This window comes from Labrys sp. 22185 (assembly GCF_052045555.1).
Taxonomy (GTDB): domain Bacteria; phylum Pseudomonadota; class Alphaproteobacteria; order Rhizobiales; family Labraceae; genus Labrys; species Labrys neptuniae.
Genome location: NZ_JBQEPH010000002.1, coordinates 402,632 through 419,969 on the forward strand (window position 1 = coordinate 402,632; position 17,338 = coordinate 419,969).

Sequence of the window (17,338 nt, forward strand, 5' to 3'; positions counted from 1 at the left end):
GCAGTTCAGCCGAGTTGAGACGCTACGGCCTGGTGAAGCCGTGATCGGTAGCGGCCGGGGCTTTCACCAAACTTTCTTTTGAAGGCTAGGCCGAAGGCAGTTTCCGATTCATAGCCAATGGCCTCGGCAATCTCTCCGAGAGGCGCCCTATCCCGCTTCAGCGCTTCGCGAGCAACCGTCATGCGCCAATGGATTAGATATTCGAGAGGCGCCAGGCCGACTAGCCGCTTGAACCTGTCCGCGAAGGCGGTGCGTGACATGCCGACGGCTGCCGCGAGGTCCGCCACTCTCCAGCGCCGGGCCACGTCGAGGTGCATTGCCTGGATCGCCGCTCCGACGTGGCGATCGGCCAGCGCGCCCAGCCACCCGGACAGTCGCTCGCCGCTGGTGAGGTAGACGCGCAGGATATTGACCAGAATGATGGCGCAAAGACTGCCACCGATAGCGGCGGTGCCCATCCGTTTCTTTTCTGTCTCGAAGGTGATGAGCGCCAATGCGGCCCGCAGGGCGCCAGCCTGGGGTTGGCTGCCTCGAATATGAACAATCGGCGGAAGCATCGACAGAAGCAGGCTCGATGTTTCGTCATCCAGGACAAAACGCCCGCCCACTCCGACGCTTCGCGCCTCGCCGCTGCCAAAGCGCACCACGCCATCGGCCTGCAAATGCTCGTCCATTACGCCGAGACCGTCCATCGGCACCGCATCGCGGTCGCTGGCAAAGCAGTATGGCCCGCCATCGGTCAGAAGATAGAAGTCCCCCGCTTCCAGCTCCAGTATCTCGGCCCCGCCCTCCATCCACAGCCAGCGCTTTCCCTCGATCACGCCGCCGAACTTCATGTGGCGATAGGCGGGAAAACGCAGTGCCCAAGGTCCCGACGCCTCGATCCGGCGGGATAGAAAGCTCCGCACGTCGAGAAGGGCAAGCATGTCGCTGAGCGGGTCACGAGCGCCGATTTCGGACGATTGAATAGGAATCATGGCGTCTGCATTATGGAAATGCAGGATAAAAACGCAACAATGCGCGGGACCTTCACCACGAGGACCATTCATGCGCATTCTGGAACACTGTTTTCGGGCCTACGCAGACCCCGGCCACTTTGACGAAATGATCGCCTTTTACGAGGCGCTGCAGGGTGTCGCGTGCGCGCGCCGCCTGACGATTGCGGAAACCGGCGTCAAGGTCGCCAAGATTGGCGGCTTCCTGCTTCTCTCAGGGACCGAAGATCAGCTCGCTGCGGCGCGGCCGGTCGATGCAATATTCTATGTCGATGCGCTGGACGACGCCGCTGCGTGGCTGATGGCCAAAGGTGCCGAAATCCTGCGTCCGCCCCGTGCCGTCACCGGAGGAGCCAACCTGCTGGCGCGCCACCCCGACGGTCTCGTCGTCGAATATTTCGAAGCCGCGTCCGGGCAATGACAAGGATAAAGCTCATGAAAGCCTGGAATATCGACCACCTCGGCGGCTCGCTTAGTCTCGTCGAGTGCGCTGCGCCCGCAGTGCGCGCCGGCAGCGTGCTCGTCCGCATCGAAGCCCAGGCGTTGATGTCCTATTTGAAGCCCTATCTGGAAGGCGCGCTGCCGGCCTATCGTGCGCCGAAAGATTTTACGCCCGGCGGCAACGGCATAGGCGTCATCGAAGCTGCCGGCGATGATGTCTGGCATCTTCGACCGGGACAACGGGTCATCGTTTCCTCGCATCTGGTGGCGCGCGAAAATGTCCAGGAGCCGGGCCAGATCCTGCTCGGGGTCACCTCTCCGGGCGGTATCGGCGACGCGCTGCAGGCATCGTGGCAAGACGGCACGCTTGCCGAATATGTGCTCGTCCCCGCGCAACTCGCGACGCCGCTCGACGGGCTGGAGCATTTCGACCCGGCTCGGCTTGCGGTGCTGACCCGGCTGGTCGTGCCCTATGGCGGCCTCCTGCGCGGTCGCCTTGCCGCCGGGGAGACGGTGATCGTCAATGGCGCGACCGGCGCCTATGGAACGGCGGCGGTGCTGGTTGCGATTGCCATGGGCGCGGCACGGATCGTCGCGGCGGGCCGGAACGGCAACGTGCTGCAGCGGCTCGCCGACGCGGCCGGCCCTATGGTCGAGCCGGTGGCGATCGTTGGCGATGTGGCAGCCGATACCGCACGGTTGCGCGATGCCGCCGGCGGGGGCGCTCATCTCGCGCTCGACATGATCGGGGGCGCCGCGGATGCGAAGTCGACCAGCGCGGCGCTGGGTTCGCTTTACCGGGGTGGCCGGCTCGTCATGATGGGGAGCGCGCTTGCGCCGCTTCCGCTCGATTACCTCCAGATGATGTTCAACAATCTTGAGGTGCTCGGCAACTTCATGCATCCGTCCGACGCGCATCTGCGCCTTGCCGCCCTGGTGCGCTCGGGCCGTCTTTCGCTCGATCCGATCGCCACGCAGGTCTTCGCGCTGGATGATCTCGATTCGGCGATGACGGCAGCGGCCGAGGCGGGCAATCTGGAGATGGTCGTGGTGACATCCTGAGCCTTGCCTCGAGGCAGTATTGCCCGGGCATCTGGCTTTTAGGCGGCGTCGAAGCAGGCCTGTCGTTCCCGCCACAGCGAAGGTGAAACGCCCATCATCCGTTTGAAGGCATTGCTGAAGGCACCTTGCGAGGAATAGCCAGCCAAAGTGGCCACCGACGCCACGGGGAGTTCCTCGTCCCGCAGCGCCTTGCAAGCCAGGTGGATGCGCCAGCGCGCCAGATAGCCGAGCGGCGCGATGCCGGCCGAGGCGGTGAAGCGCGCCGCGAAGGTTGACCGCGACATTGCGCAGGCCCGTGCCAGCTCGTCGAGATGCCATGCGCGCGCCGGATCATCATGCATGAGCTGCACGGCCGGCGCGAGGCGCCGATCGCCCAGTGCGCGCAACCAACCCGCCGGTATGCGGTCGTTGCCGTCCATCTGCGCCCGCAGGATCTGCACGAAAAGCAACTGTGCGAGCTGCGACGCGACAAGGGCGCCTCCCGGCAGCGGCTGCTTGCGCTCGTTCACCAGTTCGCCGAGCAACCAGCGAAACCGCGCCGCCTGCTCGGTCGCACCGTCGATGCGGAGCCACGGTGGCAGCGCTTCCGACAGCAGAGTCCCGCTCGTCGGATCGAGCAGGACATGCCCGCCCACATAGTTGCAGTCTGTTCCGTCGCCCAAGGTGACGAACGAGCGGCCACGCCCGGAAAACAGCGCCATTGCGTCGACCGGCGTCACCGATGGATCGCTCGACAAGGTGTAGGGACGCTGCGCCGTCAGAAGGCCCACATCGCCTTGTTCGAAGCGCACCGGCGCTTCTCCGTCGATCTGCGCCCAGCAAAAGCCCTTGGTCAGCGCGAAGAACTTGATCGACTTGGGCGCCGGAAACCGAAGCGCCCAGGGGCCTCCCGCCTCGAAGCCCCCGGTTACCATCGACTCCACGGTGGTCAGGCTGAGGATCTCGGAAAGCGCGTCGGAGGGCATTTTCGGATTATCGCGTATAGATACCGGACGTTCAAGCATTCTCGATCCAGATTCGAGCCTTATCTGAAAGACGACACCAACTCGCTTTCGGAGCAGCCATGGCAGACGACACCATCCTCATCACCGGTGCGACCGGCTTCATCGCCCAGCATAATATCATCGCCGCGCTCGCCGCCGGCTTCCGCGTGCGCACCGCCATCCGCTCGCTTGATCGTTCGGACCAGGTTCGCGCGTATCTCGCCAAAGGCGGTGCCGAGCCGGGAGATCACCTGAGCTTCGTCGAGACTGACCTGCTAAAAGACGATGGATGGGCGGAAGCCGCGCAAGGCTGCACCTATGCAATCCATAGCGCGTCCTCGACGCCCTCAGGCGCCTATGCGAGCGAAGAAGAATGGATCCGGCCGGCAGTGGACGGCAATTTGCGATTGCTCCGCGCCGCCCGCGACGCCGGAGTAAAACGGGTGGTGCTAACCTCCGCCTTCGGTGCCATCGGTGCGGGCAAGGCCAGCCCGGGGCGCCCCTTTACCGAAGAGGACTGGAGCGATCTGAACGGCAACATCGCTCCCTATCAGAAATCCAAGACGCTAGCGGAGCGCGCGGCGTGGGACTTCATCGCCCAACAGGGCGGCGGGATGGAACTGGCCACGATCAATCCGACCGCCGTGATGGGCCCGGCGCTGGGGCCGGATACGTCGCATTCGCTGATGATGCTGAAGGGCATGCTCGAGGGCCAGCCCGGCCAACCTCGGATCCAGTCCTGTTTCGTGGACGTGCGCGATGTGGCCGACCTTCACATGCGGGCAATGACCAGTCCGGCCGCGGCGGGCGAGCGCTTTCTTGCAACCTCCGGTGACGCCTTATGGCTCGTCGACGTGGCCAAAATCCTCATACAGCGCCTCGGCGAACAGGCCCGCAAAATATCGACGATGCAGCTTCCCGACATCGCCCTTAAAGCCAAGGCTTTGGTCGATCCCAAGGTGAAGGGGCTGTTGCCGCTGCTCGGCGTCGATTTGTCTGCCAGCGGCGAAAAAGCGAAACGCATGCTCGGCTGGAATCCCCGCCCGCCCGCCGATGCCATCGAGGCCGCCGCGCGCAGCATGATCGAAGTCGGGCTCGTCGACGTCTGAACACTCGCTCGGGCGCGCGGATGGGGAGACTGGATGCAGTCCGCCCCCACCCGCGCTTCCCGAGCAAGCCCCTCCAGATTGCGAGCAGCCCGCTGAGATCGTTCAGGTCGAGCGTATCGGTCGATTACAGCACGAAGCCGCCATCGATCGTCAGGCTCTCGCCGGTCATGTACGCCGCCTCGTCGCGTGCGAGATACGATACGAGTCCGGCGATCTCTTCGGGCTTACCGACATCGATCGGCGCCTATCGAATGTTCCAAGCCATCAATGTTCGCTACTGTATCCCTCAGTATCCAAAACTACGCCCCGTCACTCCCACTCAATTGTTTTCATCCTAGTTAGGCCATTGATCTGACTGGGTTTTTTCTTATTCGCAGCATCAAAAGCCGACGCTCGGGCCGTCAAAATCCTACGGTGTTGATTTTAAAGGGAAATACCCTCGGAAATTTTTTTGCGTGGTTTCCGCATCTATCGCTGCCGATTGGGTTCCCAAGGGTCGCCGCAAGCCAAGCCGTGTTCCACTCGCAACCTTCAGAAAGTACCGTTACTCCAATAGCAGAATCTTCTCTCATACGCGAGCATGACGACCCGGTCCGCGGTGTCGTCAACGAGGTCTGTCTAATCGGAACTCTTCAGCCGGAACGTCCACACGCCACGCTGAGCTCGGATGGGCGATAAAGTCGTGGTCGTAGTGGTCCAAGCAGCAATAGACTTCGCTGACCGAGATGGTGGTGACGTAAACCGCACAATCGGCGAGATTGTAGTACGATGCGTGATGAGCGGCATACCAGATTGCCTTATCGAGAGAGGAGGTCCACGACATTCCCAGTGTGTGGACGGGCCCGGCACATCCTCGAAATAGCGTCGCGCGGTCGCCGGTGATCTGCGTTAGAGGCTTGAGCGTGCGCAGCCGCTGCCGATCACAAGCATCGAAGATCGCCTTGATCGTCTCGATCCCATAGGCGCTGAAGTGCGACGAGTGGACATAGCAATCGAGCCATGCCGGCTCCAAAACCTGCAACCGGCCGAGCGCGCGATAATTGCGCACGATGAAATCGAGCGCGTCCGAAGGAATGTAGCTTTGGAAGTTGTCGCCGCGCTCGATCGCGGCTCGAACATGCTGAGCGTCAGCCTCCTCAATGCCGGCAAAATCGAGCAGGTCCAGGCTCATGCCGGCACTACCGCCGGGTCGGCCGGCAAGGCGACAATGTTGTCGGCCCCGAACCAAGCCGTGAGCCGCGTCATCGCATTTGCACTGAGCACCTGCGTAAACAAGATCGCTAGGCGGACCTTGGGCCGGGAGCATGCCACGTAGAACAGATTGCGGTTGTTCTCGAAGAACTCGATCTTGTCGGCGGGCGGACCAGGCTCGATCCATTCGAGCATCTGGCCGAAATTATATTTGTTCCACCCACGACCTACGATCACCAACACATTCTCGAACTCCGCGCCCTTCACGCCGTGCTTGGTGGCGAAGGGTGTGTGTCCGTCGATGAACTGGTCGAGGGCGATCAGCTCCGTATAGGGGACCGCACGCAACTTCCGAAGCCGGGTGACGCGGCGGGACTCCCCTTCCATTGGCTCGGGGCCGGCGTCGGCCAGTCGTAGTTCCGCTTCTTCCACAGGCTCGGGTAGGCGCATGTGCGGCTGAGCGGCGATGAAATCGACAACCTCGCCGATCGTCCCCGATGTTCGCAGCGCGATCAGTGCGGTCATAGCCTCCGTCCATGACACCTTGTCCGCGTGCTTGTGGATTTTGGGCGTCCCGGTTCCGAAGCATCCAAACATTTCGCCGTAACGCTTCGCCTCGAAGGCGGCGCAAGCCGGCTCCAACTGGTCGGCCAGAAATTTGATGTGGGGATCGTCCTTCTTCAGCCAGGGATCACTAAACTGGCCATAGATCGGCGGGATGCTCGCATAGCCCTGCTCGCGCGCAAGGACGCTGTGGCTGAGCATGAGAATCTTGGTTTTCCCGACCCCGAGGTCCCAGCCCTCGGCCGCAAGTCTATGCTTGATGTGCGCGAAATACGCCTTGGCCGCCTCGGGGCTTGTATCACCGGTCCAGTGCCCGCCGCCTTGTCCGGTTCGCCTGACGCCAGGCCAGAGATTGGTGTGAAACACGCGCGCTTCGCCCGGCATCGCAGGATCACGCACCATTTGCGGCAGCGCCGGCCGCATTCGATTGAGAACCTGGACGATTGGATCGGTGGATCGGAAATTCGCGTTCTTGTCGATCACTTCCAGCGCCGCGTGCTCGACCAGGCCGCAGCCCTCGCCATAGATCTTCTGCCAGTGATCGCCGAACAGGCCGAGCTGCGGACCTTGGCCCGTGTCCAGAAACCAGACCTTGATCGCATCGACGAAACCGGCGTCAGTGTCCTGATATTCGTCGATGAGCAGGATGGGATAACGCGCCGTCAGGACCGATCGGAACTTCGGATAGGCAAGCGCCTGCATCATCAGCGTCAGAACGTCTTCATGCCGAAGCGTCACCTGCTGGTCGCCGACGCTGGGGTATCCCAGTTCGTAATGGACACGGCGCGCTCCAATGCCGCCAACAGGTTCGAGACGCTCGGCCCAGCCGTCAAGAGCTGGCACAAGTGTGCGGAGCGTCGATTGAAAGTCCTGAAGGGTGGACCAGCAGAAGCCGTGGATCGTCTCGGGACGCACCGCCGGATGAGCCTGGATGCGAGAGATGATTTCGTCCTTGGCGACGTTGGTGTAGGTGATGCAGCCGACTTGCTGGCCGCGACGAAGAAGCTCGGCGCCTCGGCGGTCGATCAGGCGACAAAGCGCCTTGTCGAGGGAGTAGGTCTTTCCAGCGCCAGCGCCTGCCTCCAGACGAAAGCTGCGCCCCTCATCGAGACAGGCAAACATCCGCTCAAGGGCGACGCGTCCGGCGGCGTCTGCGGGATTTTCCGCTTCCTCAGCCATTGTCGCCAACCTCGGCCACGTTCACCGCGACGCCCGCGGCGTCAGCAACGATCTCTACCGCGACTGGCGGAGCCGGCTCCGCGGGGGCGGGATTGCCTTCCGCCAGCCAGCGCAGTCCCTCGGCAACATATCGGGGAACATTCCATTCGATGTGCTCGATCGCGTGCTCTAGCGCGAACGTAGATTTCTTCTGATCACCAGCGAGCGCATAGGCCGCAAGCGCGCGATCGCCATCGCCAAGGGGAAAGCGCGCAGGATTGGCCAGGATGAAGGCGTCCTCGAAGCTGCGGCCACACGGTCCGTCCTGGGCCTCTGGAATCTGAAAGGCGATGCGCCGAATGCCTGTTGTCTTTTCGGCCGCAGTCTTTCCCAACAGAGCCTCCGGCGAAACGTCGTCGCCGAACAAGGCCTTCAAGCACCCGTTGCTGGTGAACACGCCCTCCGCAACAGGCACGGCAACACGCTTCCCGCCATCGTTCGGCTTCACCGCGTCGATGTCGGTGATGATGAGGGTACGCAATTCGAGGAAGGACAGAAGATCGAAGAAGCGGTGGGCATAGGCGCCGCCGACCTCCATCACCGTGAGATACTGGCTGCCGAGCTGCGGTTGACCAGCGGCGGCGCTGTCCGTCTTGCGGATCATTGCGGGAAGCAGAATCCGCTCTGCCGTGCCCTCGATAAGGACCGCCTTGTCGGCGAAGAACAGATCACACCGCGTCAGCGTCAAATACTGATGCAGAAATTCACGATCGGGCTCGGTCGCGCCACCCATGCCCTTGCGCAAATCCTTGACGACCGAACGGCGCATGCCTTCCCCATCCGGTACAGAGAGGAAATAGCGCATGGCCTCAAAGCGCGCTTCGTTCGCCATGTGGGGAGAGTGGGTGGTGACGACGAACTGGACCGGCCACGGCCGGTCCTCGTTGAGCTGAGCGACGAAGGCGTTGGTGATCTGATCGAGCTGCCGGATGAAGACCTCCTGCATCTGAGGATGAAGGTGCGCCTCCGGCTCTTCGATGAAAATCAGATGCACCCCGGCCGCGGTCGGCGTGGCCTGATACTCGCGGAAAAAACGTAACAACTGGAGCAGCATATAGACGAGGTTACGCACGCCGAGCCCATTGTAGGTTTCGGGCAGGGTCATGCCGTTCACGCCGACGTAGCGAACCTTGGTGTGATCGTTCAGCAGCTTTTCGACGTCGAAGCTGGTCTCGGTAACGAGGCCCGGATCGGAGAGGCCGGGATAACCGAACAGGTCGAACGTCGGCAGGAGTGAGGTGAGCTTGGCGTTGAAGCCGGCATGTAGGTCACCCTGGATTTGCTCCACGGCTTCCTTAAGCTGCTCGGCCGTTGTCCGCTTCTCTGGATCGACGGGATCGGTCAGCGCTGACTGAAAGAGTACCTCCACGACCTTCCCCAGAACGTCCCGCTCGCGATGCGTGTCATCGTCCAGGCCCCGCTGCGCGTTTATGAAGCCGCCCCGAATGAGCGTCGTGAGCGTTTTCGGCTCCAGGGACTTTCGATTGGTCGGATCATTAGGATCGACGGCCTCCAGCGATGCCGCGTAGGCAGCTTGAACGCGACTGCCCAACGCTCGAAACAGGTTCCGGCGGTTGATCGCCACGTCATCGCCGACGGCGAGATCCGTGAAGAGCGCTGCAGGTGCGGTTGGCCGAGGGCCATAGGTAAGAACAAGCCTTGCGTCGCTGCTGTCCGGATCGAGATCGACGATGCACTCGCTCAAGGGGCCGAGGTCGGGGGCGTCAATATCGTAGGTGATGTCGATCGTAATCTTGATGGATGGGAGGAGTTCGACGATGTCGGGTGCAGGAGTCCCCGCGTTGCTTGCTTCAAATGCCGTCCAGAAGCACTCGTGGCAGCCTAGGGAAAAGTCCTCGATCCTGAACGATGGCACCTTGTCGCCGAGGAGCCTCCGGAACAGCTCTGCAATCGACGTTTTGCCGCTGTTGTTCCGGCCGACAATCAACGTGGTGCGATCTTCGAACCCCACCGCGACATCGCGCAGGAGCCGAAAATTCTCGATTTGAACTTCCTTGATCCGCACCGAGCCCCCCCGTTTTTAATTGTCTTGGGCGCCCCAATCGTCGGCGCCCAAAAGAATTTGCCCGCTGCCCCCGAACGGCTCCCGAGGCGCCCTTGAATGTCAGAAAAAGATAGCTTATTTTCTGACACATGAAAACCCCGGCCGCATCCGTTCCTGATCGAGTGATGAGACGTGTCCGCGCAAGCGGGCGCGGCAGCGTCTTCACGCCCAGCGACTTCCTCGCCGTCGCCGCTCGCCCGTCCATCGATCAAGCGCTGTCCCGGCTGGTTAAGGGTGGTCAGCTTCGCCGCCTCACCCGTGGGCTCTATGACTTCCCCAAGCTGCATCCGAAGCTCGGTCCCCTCTCTCCCGCTCCCGACGATGTCGCCAAGGCGCTCGCCCGGGAGACCGGCTCGCAGGTTCAGATCGCCGGCGCGCGGGCGGCGAACGCGCTCGGCCTTTCGACACAGGTCCCGGCCCAAAGCACTTACCTGACCGACGGTCCCTCCCGGCGCGTTGTGCTGGGCAAGCGCGTCGTTGATCTTCGTCACGCCTCGCCCAAGCATCTCATCGCCCCCGGAAGCCCTGCCGGAACGGTCGTTCAGGCTCTTCGCCATGTCGGCCCTGTGCGGGCGGCCGACGTCGTGCAAGTCGCCGCGCGCCGGCTGTCGGCCATCGACAAGAAGACACTGGCTTCGACCGCCTTTCAGGCTCCGGCCTGGATGCGGCCTGCTCTCGTCTCGATCGCCAACGGAGCGATGGCCGATATCGATGGATAAGGTCGCCCTGCTCCCCGCTGACGACCGCGCCGCCCTTTTCGGGGAGACCGGTGCCAGCCGGGGTGTCGCGGACACGATCATCGAAAAGGATTTCTGGGTCTGCTGGACCCTCAGGCGTGTGTTCGGTCTGCCAAAGGGGACGACGGCCACCCTCGTCTTCAAGGGCGGCACATCGCTCTCCAAGGCGTTCGGGGCCATCCGTCGCTTCTCGGAGGACATCGATCTCTCGTTCGATCGGGCTGAACTGGGCTACACCGGCGATCGCGATCCCGAGAAGGAGGGACTCAGCAGGAAGCAGGCGGCCAAGCTGATCGACGATCTCGTCGGCGACGTCGAGCGTCACATCGCCGAGCAACTCCTCCCGGCGCTTCGCGCCGCTATCGTCGAACAGCTCGGCGAGCCGGCCAAGGGCGAGTGGTCGCTGGAGATCGATGCCGCCGACGCGCAGACGGTCAACTTCCAGTACCCGACGGCGCTGCCTGCCACCGAATATGAGGGCATGGCCTACATTACCCCGCGGGTGAAGCTCGAACTCGGCGCACGCGGCGATCCCTGGCCGACGGAAGAGAAAATCATCCGCCCCTACGCGGCAGACGACTATCCTGACTTCTTCACCGATCCCGACACCAACGTGACCGTGCTGTCGGCGCGGCGCACCTTCTGGGAGAAGGCGACCGCGCTACACGCGGAGGCGCATCGCCCTGCTGAGTCACCGACGCCGCAGTATTTCTCGCGGCACTACTACGATCTCGCCATGCTTCTCGACACCGACGAGGGGAAGACAGCGGTCAGGGACTTCGAGCTGCTCGCTCAGGTCGCCAAGCACAAGGCAACGTTCTTTCGGTCGGGGTGGGCAAGCTACGACACCGCTCAGCCTGGGAAGCTGCGACTCCTTCCAAACGAGGCGCGTATGAAGGATCTGCGCGCGGATTATCGAGCCATGGCGCCAATGATGTTTGATGAGAGTCCGCCGCCCTTCGATGACATACTTGCGAAGATCGCGGCCATACAGGAAACAATAAACGCATAGAATGAGGCGGCCCCGGGGAGGAATTCATTAGCTCGATACGTTCCATTGATCTGCGCTTGATTGACGACCTCGTGGAATTCGTCCGAGGCCGCGGCTACGTGCTGGATTTCTCGGATTCGAGTTTCTCGGAATTCTTCGCCGCCGAGCTGGATGTCGACATCGATGATCCGATCTATGCCGAGCACGGCGGCTCCAAGGGAAAGCGGCTGCGCTGCTTCCTTCAAAAGATCGATGACGCGACTGCAGCCCGTACCCTGCAAGCCCTGTGGGAGCATCGCACGGCACTGCTGACACGCACCGGACAACAGGATCCGGTTCCCAATGCCGAGGGCCGATACCTGACGCTTCTCGCCCGCCTTACGGGACAGCCGTCCGTCGGCACCGGTGAGCAGCCCCGGCCGGCCTTAGACTGGCGTCTTCTTGCCGAGCTGCGGGACGAACTCGTCCGGGTGGAGTCCTTGCAGCCGCATGAGCGGGGTTACGCTTTTGAGGCCTTCCTGCGACGTTCCTTCGAGATGGCGGGCCTGAAGGCGCGCGAACCGTTCCGCAACGTCGGCGAGCAGATAGACGGCAGTTTCCTGCTGGCGGACGAAATCTATCTGCTTGAGGCGAAGTGGCATTCCTCGCCGACAGGTGTCGCAGACCTCCACGTCTTCCACGGCAAGCTTGATCAGAAGGCCGCCTGGGCGCGCGGACTTTTCGTCAGCTACAACGGTTTCACGCCTGATGGTCTGACGGCATTTGGCTCCGGCAAGCGGCTCATCTGCATGGATGGCCGCGATATCTATGACGCGCTCGACCGCCAGATCCCGCTAAAGGCGGTTCTCGAACGTAAGGTGCGCAGGGCCGCGGAGACGGGCCGCCCCTTCATCCCGGTGAGGGAGCTTTTTGATCAGAACGGGGGGAGCCGATGATTCTGACTGACAACGAAACCAAGGTCGATCTCCTCAACAACGAGGCGATTGCCACGACGATCATCAAGCTCCTGCGGGACCGGCCAGACCAGCCCGTGACGATCGGCGTGCATGGCGACTGGGGCGCCGGCAAGTCGAGCGTCCTCGAGATGATCGAAGCCGGCTTCGAGTCGGAATCGAAAGTGCTCTGCCTCAAGTTCAACGGATGGCGCTTCCAGGGTTTCGAAGACGCCAAGATCGCGCTGATCGAGGGGATCGTCACCGGTCTGATCGAGAAGAGACCGGCACTGACCAGGGCGGGCGAGGCCGTAAAGGACGTCTTCCGCCGCATCGACTGGCTCAAGGTCGCGAAAAAGGCTGGGGGTCTGGCCTTCACCGCCTTCACGGGCATCCCGACGCCCGAGCAAATCGGCGCAATCGTCGGCACGCTGGAGGGCTTCCTCTCCGACCCGGCGAAGCTCGCCACCAAGGATAACCTTCAATCGGCGATCGACGGCGTGAAAGGCCTCCTGAAGGAGAAGGATGGGGAAAGCGCCAACGTCCCTGAGGAGATCAACGCGTTCCGAAAAGCCTTCGACGACCTCCTGGAAAAGGCCGGTGTCGAACAGCTCGTCGTGCTCATCGACGACCTCGATCGCTGCCTCCCGGACACCGCGATCGAGACTTTGGAAGCGGTCCGCCTCTTCGTCTTCACGTCGCGGACGGCGTTCGTCGTCGCCGCCGACGAGGCAATGATCGAATATGCCGTGCGCAAGCATTTCCCGGACCTGCCGGATACGACCGGCCCGCAGACCTACGCGCGCAACTATCTTGAGAAGCTGATCCAGGTCCCGTTCCGCATCCCGGCTCTCGGCGACACCGAAACCCGCATCTACGTGACCTTGCTGCTCGTGGGTGCCGAGCTCGGCGATAGCGATCCGGCGTTCAACACCCTGATCGGCGTCGCGCGCGAGCGCCTGAAGCGCCCATGGACCTCGGGCGCGCTGGACTCGGCTTCGGTGAGAGCCGCGCTCGGCGACAAGGCGTCCCGTGCGAACAACGCGCTCGCGCTCAGCGATCAGATTGGACCGATCCTCGCCAGCGGCACCAAGGGTAACCCGCGTCAGATCAAGCGCTTCCTCAACACCCTAGTCCTGCGCCAGCGGACGGCCGAAGCGCGTGGCTTCGGTGACGATGTGAAGCTGCCAGTCCTGGCGAAGCTCATGCTCGCCGAACGCTTCATCCCTCGCCTCTTCGACCAGATCGCCGCCGCCGCGGCCGCGGCGGCCGATGGAAAATGTCCCGACCTGACAGCCTTGGAAGCCGCCGCCACCGCCAAGGAAGACGACAAGCCAAAGGCGAAACCGGGCAAACCCGCCGGCAAGGACGGCGAAGCCACAAAGGCGACCGCCCCCAACCTCGAAGCTGTGAAGGCGTCCGAAAGCGCGATGCTCGGTGAGTGGCTCTCGTCCCCTGCCATCAAAGCTTGGGCAACGGTCCCTACAATGATCGGGGACGAGGATCTCCGCCCCTATCTCTTCGTGGCGAAGGATCGAAAGGACTATTTCGGCGCGGCGTCTGTGCTCGGGCACCTGGCCGCCGTCGTCGAGCAACTCTTCGGCGGCAAATTCGCCGTTCAGGGCCTTGAGGCCGATCTCAAGCGGCTCGCTCCGCCGGAAGCGGCGCAGGTGTTCGAAGCCGTGCGTGGTCGCATCGTCGGTGCGGACGCATTTGAGACCGAGCCACCGGGCGCCGCCGGGCTCGCGGTGCTCATCAAAGCGCATCCCACGCTTCAAGGTGAACTTGTCGACTTCCTGGACGCGCTGCCCCGCGACCGGCTGGGCCCGTGGGTTTGCGGCGGGTGGGAAGGCGTCCTCAAGGACGGCGACGCCGTCCAGCGATTCGATCGTCTGCTCCAGACCTGGGGCAAGGAAGGCGGAGCGATGCTTAAGGCTGCCGCCAACGGTGTCCTGCGCACCCGCCAGGGAGGACGCTGATGGGTACGTCCAGTGCGTTCGGCGGCCAAGGCGGGGGCACCCCGCTCGTTCCAAGCTGGCTCGGCGACGATGGCGCGCCGCCGTCCGCGCCCGATGGTGCGCCGCCCGATCCCGGTCAGGCGCCAGACGGCGCTCCCGCCGACGGCGCCCCGCCCGCCGCTCCGACGGCGCCGCCTGTCAGACCTCCCGTCCCGCCGATTGCCGACCCCACGCGCTTCTCGGCTGCCCGCAACAATTTCTCGCGTTTCGCAGGCTCAGGGGGTGATGACCGCCGCAGCCTCGGCCGCGCCGTCTCGCACTATGTGGGTTCATCCTCCGGGGGCGCCCGGACGGCGGCGGCCAGGATGGGATCGGCGCGGGGCGCGGGAAGCCGTCTCCTCGGCTTCCTGTCCGACGCCGTGGCCCGCGGTGCCACGGAGGCGTTGCGCTCGCTGAACCTGGACGGTTTGGCAGGCCGACCTATCGAGGAGATCTTTCTCGGCCTCGCCGACTATGTCTGCCCCGACGGAGGCTCGATCGACGAAGGCATCGCTCGCGAAGCTTTCATCGAGACGATCGCCGACCTCGCCGGCGCGGGCATCACGGATCTGGACGGCCTCACCGCCGAACAGATGCAGACCGTCTTCGAACTCTACGCGACGAACGCCATCGAAGCCCGTCTGTGCAACGACATCGGCGCGCGAACTGTGACCCTGCCCAGCGACAGTCGCGAGGCCGCGCGAGTCCAGGCGCAGCTCAACGACTTCATCAGGCGGGGCGTCGCCGATGCCCTCACGACTGCCAGAGCGGCGGCCGCGGCGCTGACTCCAGATCGCGTGCTCGCCTTCGTCGGGCGCGTCTACGAGCAGGCATTCGGCATCCTGCAGATCATGGGCGATGCGGAGGCGGAGGGCGCATGAGACGACACCTTATCACCGGCCGCTACGGCCCCGGAGACCGCAGCCGAATGCCGCTCGGCGACGGCGAGGAGGAAACCCGTCTCGATCTGGTGGTCGGCGAGCGCTCCCTCGGCCACGGTATCGGACGCGCGCTGGCCGATCTGTCGCGCCTCGGTGTCTTCCCCTCGGAGATCGGCGTCGATCTCCTGGTGCTGGCGGCGCATGTTCACGCAGCCGACACCCGCGTTTCACGCGACAGTGAGTCTCAGGACGGCTGGACCCGCGAGCTGCGGCTCATCGTCCCGGTGGCCGACCCGGATCGCTGGCAGGCGGCTGCGCCGATCTTCGTGCGACTGCTCAATTTCCTGACTGGCGATCGTTGGTCTTTGGGATTTCGGGCGCGGCCTCGACGTTTCGCGAATGTGGCGCCGACATCGCCCGCGCGGCTCATAGGCGCTCCGTTCGACGATCTCGCTCTCTTCTCCGGCGGTCTCGACAGCCTGATCGGCGCCATCGACGCGCTTGAGGCGGGGCGCACGCCCCTCTTCATCAGCCATGCGGGGGAAGGCGCCACCAGCGATGCGCAGTCCACAATCTTTGAGGCCCTCAAAGCGCACTACCGAGGCCGGGCGTTCGATCGGCTCCGCCTTTGGATGGCCTTCCCCGACGGCTTCGTCCGAGCTTCGGCTGGTGAGAACACCACCAGGGGCAGGTCCTTCCTCTTCTTCACTCTCGGTGTCTTCGCGGGCACCGGGCTGGATGGGGCTTTCACCCTCAAGGTGCCGGAGAATGGGCTAATCGCCGTCAACGTGCCCCTCGATCCGCTGCGGCTCGGCGCGCTGAGCACCCGCACGACGCATCCCTTCTACATCGCCCGTTGGAACGATGCGTTGAATGCGCTCGGCATCCTCGGCCACATCGAAAATCCCTATTGGGACCGGACGAAAGGCGAGATGGTTGAGGACTGCGCCAACGCCGCGCTTCTTCGGCAGCTCACGCCGTCATCCCTCTCCTGCGCCTCGCCGACGAAGGGCAGATGGCAGGGCCACGGCACGCAGCATTGCGGCTACTGCCTGCCCTGCCTGATCCGGCGCGCCGCGCTCCTGAAGGGGCTGCGCCCGGACACCGATCCTACCGTTTATACCGTGCCCGATCTCACCGCCCACGCACTCGACACCCGCCAATCGGAAGGTGTGCAGGTTCGTTCGTTCCAGCTCGCCATCGAACGCCTGCGTTCACGGCCGGCACTGGCGCCGATCTTGATCCACAAGCCAGGACCGCTTTTCGATGAGTCGCCACAGCACCAAGCCGCCCTCGCGGACGTGTACCGGCGCGGCCTTGAGGAGGTAGGTGCGCTCCTGACCGGCGTGCGGACGCGGCCCGGATGAGTGAAATGTCACCGATCGGCGGCGTGGATTTTCATTGCCACCTCGATCTCTACCCCGATCACGAAGCGGCCGTCGCCAGAGCTGAAGCAGCGCGAATTTACACGCTGACGGTGACGACGACGCCTAGAGCGTGGCCGCGCAATCACGAGCTCACGCGACATACGCAATATGTTCGCGCCGCTCTCGGCCTGCATCCACAGCTTGTCGCCGAACGCGCTGCGGAGCTGCCGCTATGGGAACGCCACCTCGCTGAGACGCGCTATATCGGCGAGGTAGGCCTCGATGCTGGTCCTCGCTTCTACAAGTCCTTGGAGACGCAAAGGCATGTGTTCCAGCGCGTCCTGGAGCGCTGCGCTGAAGCCGGCGGCAAGATTCTCACGGTCCACAGCGTGCGAAGCGTTCCAGCGGTCCTGGACATGATCGAGGCCCATCTACCCTGCGAACGTGGAAGAGTGGTGCTTCATTGGTTTACCGGCAGCAAGAGTGATGCTCGTCGAGCGGCTGCGCTCGGCTGCTATTTCTCCATCAACGCCGAGATGACGCGAACCGATCGCGGACGCGACTTGATCCGCACCCTCCCTCGAGATCGAATCCTGACCGAAACTGATGGTCCGTTCACCCAGGTTGGAGGACGGCCCTCGGAACCTTCAGACGTCGCAAGCACAATCACCGCCCTCGGAGCGACACTCGATTTATCGGCTGATGTCGCGGCGAAGTTCATATTGTCGAACCTGCGCACATTGCTCGCCTGATCGCGGACACTACGCCCAGCAAAGCCGGAGACGAGGCAGGATTATATGAGCGG

Annotated in this window: 16 protein-coding genes; 10 read left to right on the top strand and 6 right to left on the bottom strand. The window is 63.4% G+C overall.

What is annotated here, in order from left to right:
• Positions 1-5 precede the first annotated feature (5 nt).
• The gene (locus tag ACTJKX_RS06455; RefSeq protein ID WP_440724739.1) at positions 6-1,049 is read right to left on the bottom strand and encodes an AraC family transcriptional regulator; all 1,044 of its coding nucleotides are present in this window, start codon (positions 1,047-1,049) and stop codon (positions 6-8) included.
• Here ACTJKX_RS06455 and ACTJKX_RS06460 point away from each other — a divergent pair.
• A complete protein-coding gene (locus ACTJKX_RS06460) occupies positions 1,048-1,416 on the top strand; it encodes a VOC family protein (protein WP_440724740.1) in 369 nt (122 codons plus the stop codon). The genes ACTJKX_RS06455 and ACTJKX_RS06460 overlap by 2 nt on opposite strands.
• Before the next feature lie 14 nt (positions 1,417-1,430).
• Positions 1,431-2,498 carry an alcohol dehydrogenase catalytic domain-containing protein gene (locus tag ACTJKX_RS06465; RefSeq protein WP_440724741.1) on the top strand — a complete coding sequence of 356 codons (1,068 nt, stop codon included), beginning with the start codon at positions 1,431-1,433 and terminating at the stop codon, positions 2,496-2,498.
• 38 nt (positions 2,499-2,536) lie between these two features.
• Here ACTJKX_RS06465 and ACTJKX_RS06470 read toward each other — a convergent pair whose 3' ends face one another.
• Complete coding sequence (locus ACTJKX_RS06470) at positions 2,537-3,502, bottom strand: cupin domain-containing protein (protein ID WP_440724742.1); 966 nt, start codon at positions 3,500-3,502, stop codon at positions 2,537-2,539.
• A 59-nt stretch (positions 3,503-3,561) separates the two neighbouring features.
• Here ACTJKX_RS06470 and ACTJKX_RS06475 point away from each other — a divergent pair, with 59 nt between their 5' ends.
• Positions 3,562-4,590: an SDR family oxidoreductase gene (locus ACTJKX_RS06475; RefSeq protein ID WP_440724743.1), complete on the top strand. Its 1,029-nt coding sequence runs from the start codon at positions 3,562-3,564 to the stop codon at positions 4,588-4,590.
• 124 nt (positions 4,591-4,714) lie between these two features.
• Here ACTJKX_RS06475 and ACTJKX_RS06480 read toward each other — a convergent pair whose 3' ends face one another.
• The 4 genes from ACTJKX_RS06480 to ACTJKX_RS06495 all read right to left on the bottom strand — a co-directional run bounded on the left by ACTJKX_RS06480 (position 4,715) and on the right by ACTJKX_RS06495 (position 9,589).
• Positions 4,715-4,828 carry an SDR family oxidoreductase gene (locus ACTJKX_RS06480; protein ID WP_440724870.1) on the bottom strand — a complete coding sequence of 38 codons (114 nt, stop codon included), beginning with the start codon at positions 4,826-4,828 and terminating at the stop codon, positions 4,715-4,717.
• 366 nt (positions 4,829-5,194) lie between these two features.
• Positions 5,195-5,761 carry a hypothetical protein gene (locus tag ACTJKX_RS06485; protein ID WP_440724744.1) on the bottom strand — a complete coding sequence of 189 codons (567 nt, stop codon included), beginning with the start codon at positions 5,759-5,761 and terminating at the stop codon, positions 5,195-5,197.
• Complete coding sequence (locus ACTJKX_RS06490) at positions 5,758-7,524, bottom strand: UvrD-helicase domain-containing protein (protein WP_440724745.1); 1,767 nt, start codon at positions 7,522-7,524, stop codon at positions 5,758-5,760. Before ACTJKX_RS06490 ends, ACTJKX_RS06485 begins: the two co-directional genes overlap by 4 nt.
• Positions 7,517-9,589: an ATP-dependent nuclease gene (locus ACTJKX_RS06495; RefSeq protein ID WP_440724746.1), complete on the bottom strand. Its 2,073-nt coding sequence runs from the start codon at positions 9,587-9,589 to the stop codon at positions 7,517-7,519. Before ACTJKX_RS06495 ends, ACTJKX_RS06490 begins: the two co-directional genes overlap by 8 nt.
• Positions 9,590-9,753: 164 nt before the next feature.
• On the opposite strand from ACTJKX_RS06495, the gene ACTJKX_RS06500 reads away from it, so the two are divergent.
• From ACTJKX_RS06500 to qatD, 7 genes are read left to right on the top strand one after another with little or no spacing between them, the layout of a single operon-like run.
• Positions 9,754-10,347, top strand: coding sequence for a DUF6088 family protein (locus ACTJKX_RS06500; protein WP_440724747.1), 594 nt, complete (start codon positions 9,754-9,756; stop codon positions 10,345-10,347).
• Positions 10,340-11,377 (top strand): nucleotidyl transferase AbiEii/AbiGii toxin family protein, encoded by a 1,038-nt coding sequence (locus ACTJKX_RS06505; protein WP_440724748.1) that lies wholly within the window; start codon positions 10,340-10,342, stop codon positions 11,375-11,377. Before ACTJKX_RS06500 ends, ACTJKX_RS06505 begins: the two co-directional genes overlap by 8 nt.
• 59 nt (positions 11,378-11,436) lie before the next feature.
• On the top strand, positions 11,437-12,291 hold the full coding sequence (locus ACTJKX_RS06510) for a restriction endonuclease (protein ID WP_440724871.1): 855 nt from the start codon (positions 11,437-11,439) through the stop codon (positions 12,289-12,291).
• Complete coding sequence (qatA, locus tag ACTJKX_RS06515) at positions 12,288-14,267, top strand: Qat anti-phage system ATPase QatA (protein ID WP_440724749.1); 1,980 nt, start codon at positions 12,288-12,290, stop codon at positions 14,265-14,267. Before ACTJKX_RS06510 ends, qatA begins: the two co-directional genes overlap by 4 nt.
• Entirely contained in the window at positions 14,267-15,166 is a 900-nt protein-coding gene (qatB, locus tag ACTJKX_RS06520) for a Qat anti-phage system associated protein QatB (protein WP_440724750.1), read from the top strand. The genes qatA and qatB overlap by 1 nt, the downstream gene beginning before the upstream one ends.
• 47 nt (positions 15,167-15,213) lie before the next feature.
• Complete coding sequence (gene qatC / locus ACTJKX_RS06525) at positions 15,214-16,533, top strand: Qat anti-phage system QueC-like protein QatC (RefSeq protein WP_440724751.1); 1,320 nt, start codon at positions 15,214-15,216, stop codon at positions 16,531-16,533.
• Positions 16,530-17,285 (top strand): Qat anti-phage system TatD family nuclease QatD, encoded by a 756-nt coding sequence (qatD, locus tag ACTJKX_RS06530; protein ID WP_440724752.1) that lies wholly within the window; start codon positions 16,530-16,532, stop codon positions 17,283-17,285. The genes qatC and qatD overlap by 4 nt, the downstream gene beginning before the upstream one ends.
• Positions 17,286-17,338: the final 53 nt, after the last annotated feature.

What these genes read in the sequence shown, in the direction of transcription:
- ACTJKX_RS06490 (WP_440724745.1), bottom strand. Translation starts at nt 7,524, where the DNA reads ATGGCTGAGGAAGCGGAAAATCCCGCAGACGCCGCCGGACGCGTCGCC.
- qatB (WP_440724750.1), top strand. Translation starts at nt 14,267, where the DNA reads ATGGGTACGTCCAGTGCGTTCGGCGGCCAAGGCGGGGGCACCCCGCTC.
- qatD (WP_440724752.1), top strand. Translation starts at nt 16,530, where the DNA reads ATGAGTGAAATGTCACCGATCGGCGGCGTGGATTTTCATTGCCACCTC.
- qatA (WP_440724749.1), top strand. Translation starts at nt 12,288, where the DNA reads ATGATTCTGACTGACAACGAAACCAAGGTCGATCTCCTCAACAACGAG.
- ACTJKX_RS06460 (WP_440724740.1), top strand. Translation starts at nt 1,048, where the DNA reads ATGCGCATTCTGGAACACTGTTTTCGGGCCTACGCAGACCCCGGCCAC.
- ACTJKX_RS06475 (WP_440724743.1), top strand. Translation starts at nt 3,562, where the DNA reads ATGGCAGACGACACCATCCTCATCACCGGTGCGACCGGCTTCATCGCC.
- ACTJKX_RS06500 (WP_440724747.1), top strand. Translation starts at nt 9,754, where the DNA reads ATGAGACGTGTCCGCGCAAGCGGGCGCGGCAGCGTCTTCACGCCCAGC.
- ACTJKX_RS06470 (WP_440724742.1), bottom strand. Translation starts at nt 3,502, where the DNA reads ATGCTTGAACGTCCGGTATCTATACGCGATAATCCGAAAATGCCCTCC.
- ACTJKX_RS06455 (WP_440724739.1), bottom strand. Translation starts at nt 1,049, where the DNA reads ATGAATGGTCCTCGTGGTGAAGGTCCCGCGCATTGTTGCGTTTTTATC.
- ACTJKX_RS06505 (WP_440724748.1), top strand. Translation starts at nt 10,340, where the DNA reads ATGGATAAGGTCGCCCTGCTCCCCGCTGACGACCGCGCCGCCCTTTTC.
- qatC (WP_440724751.1), top strand. Translation starts at nt 15,214, where the DNA reads ATGCCGCTCGGCGACGGCGAGGAGGAAACCCGTCTCGATCTGGTGGTC.
- ACTJKX_RS06485 (WP_440724744.1), bottom strand. Translation starts at nt 5,761, where the DNA reads ATGAGCCTGGACCTGCTCGATTTTGCCGGCATTGAGGAGGCTGACGCT.
- ACTJKX_RS06465 (WP_440724741.1), top strand. Translation starts at nt 1,431, where the DNA reads ATGAAAGCCTGGAATATCGACCACCTCGGCGGCTCGCTTAGTCTCGTC.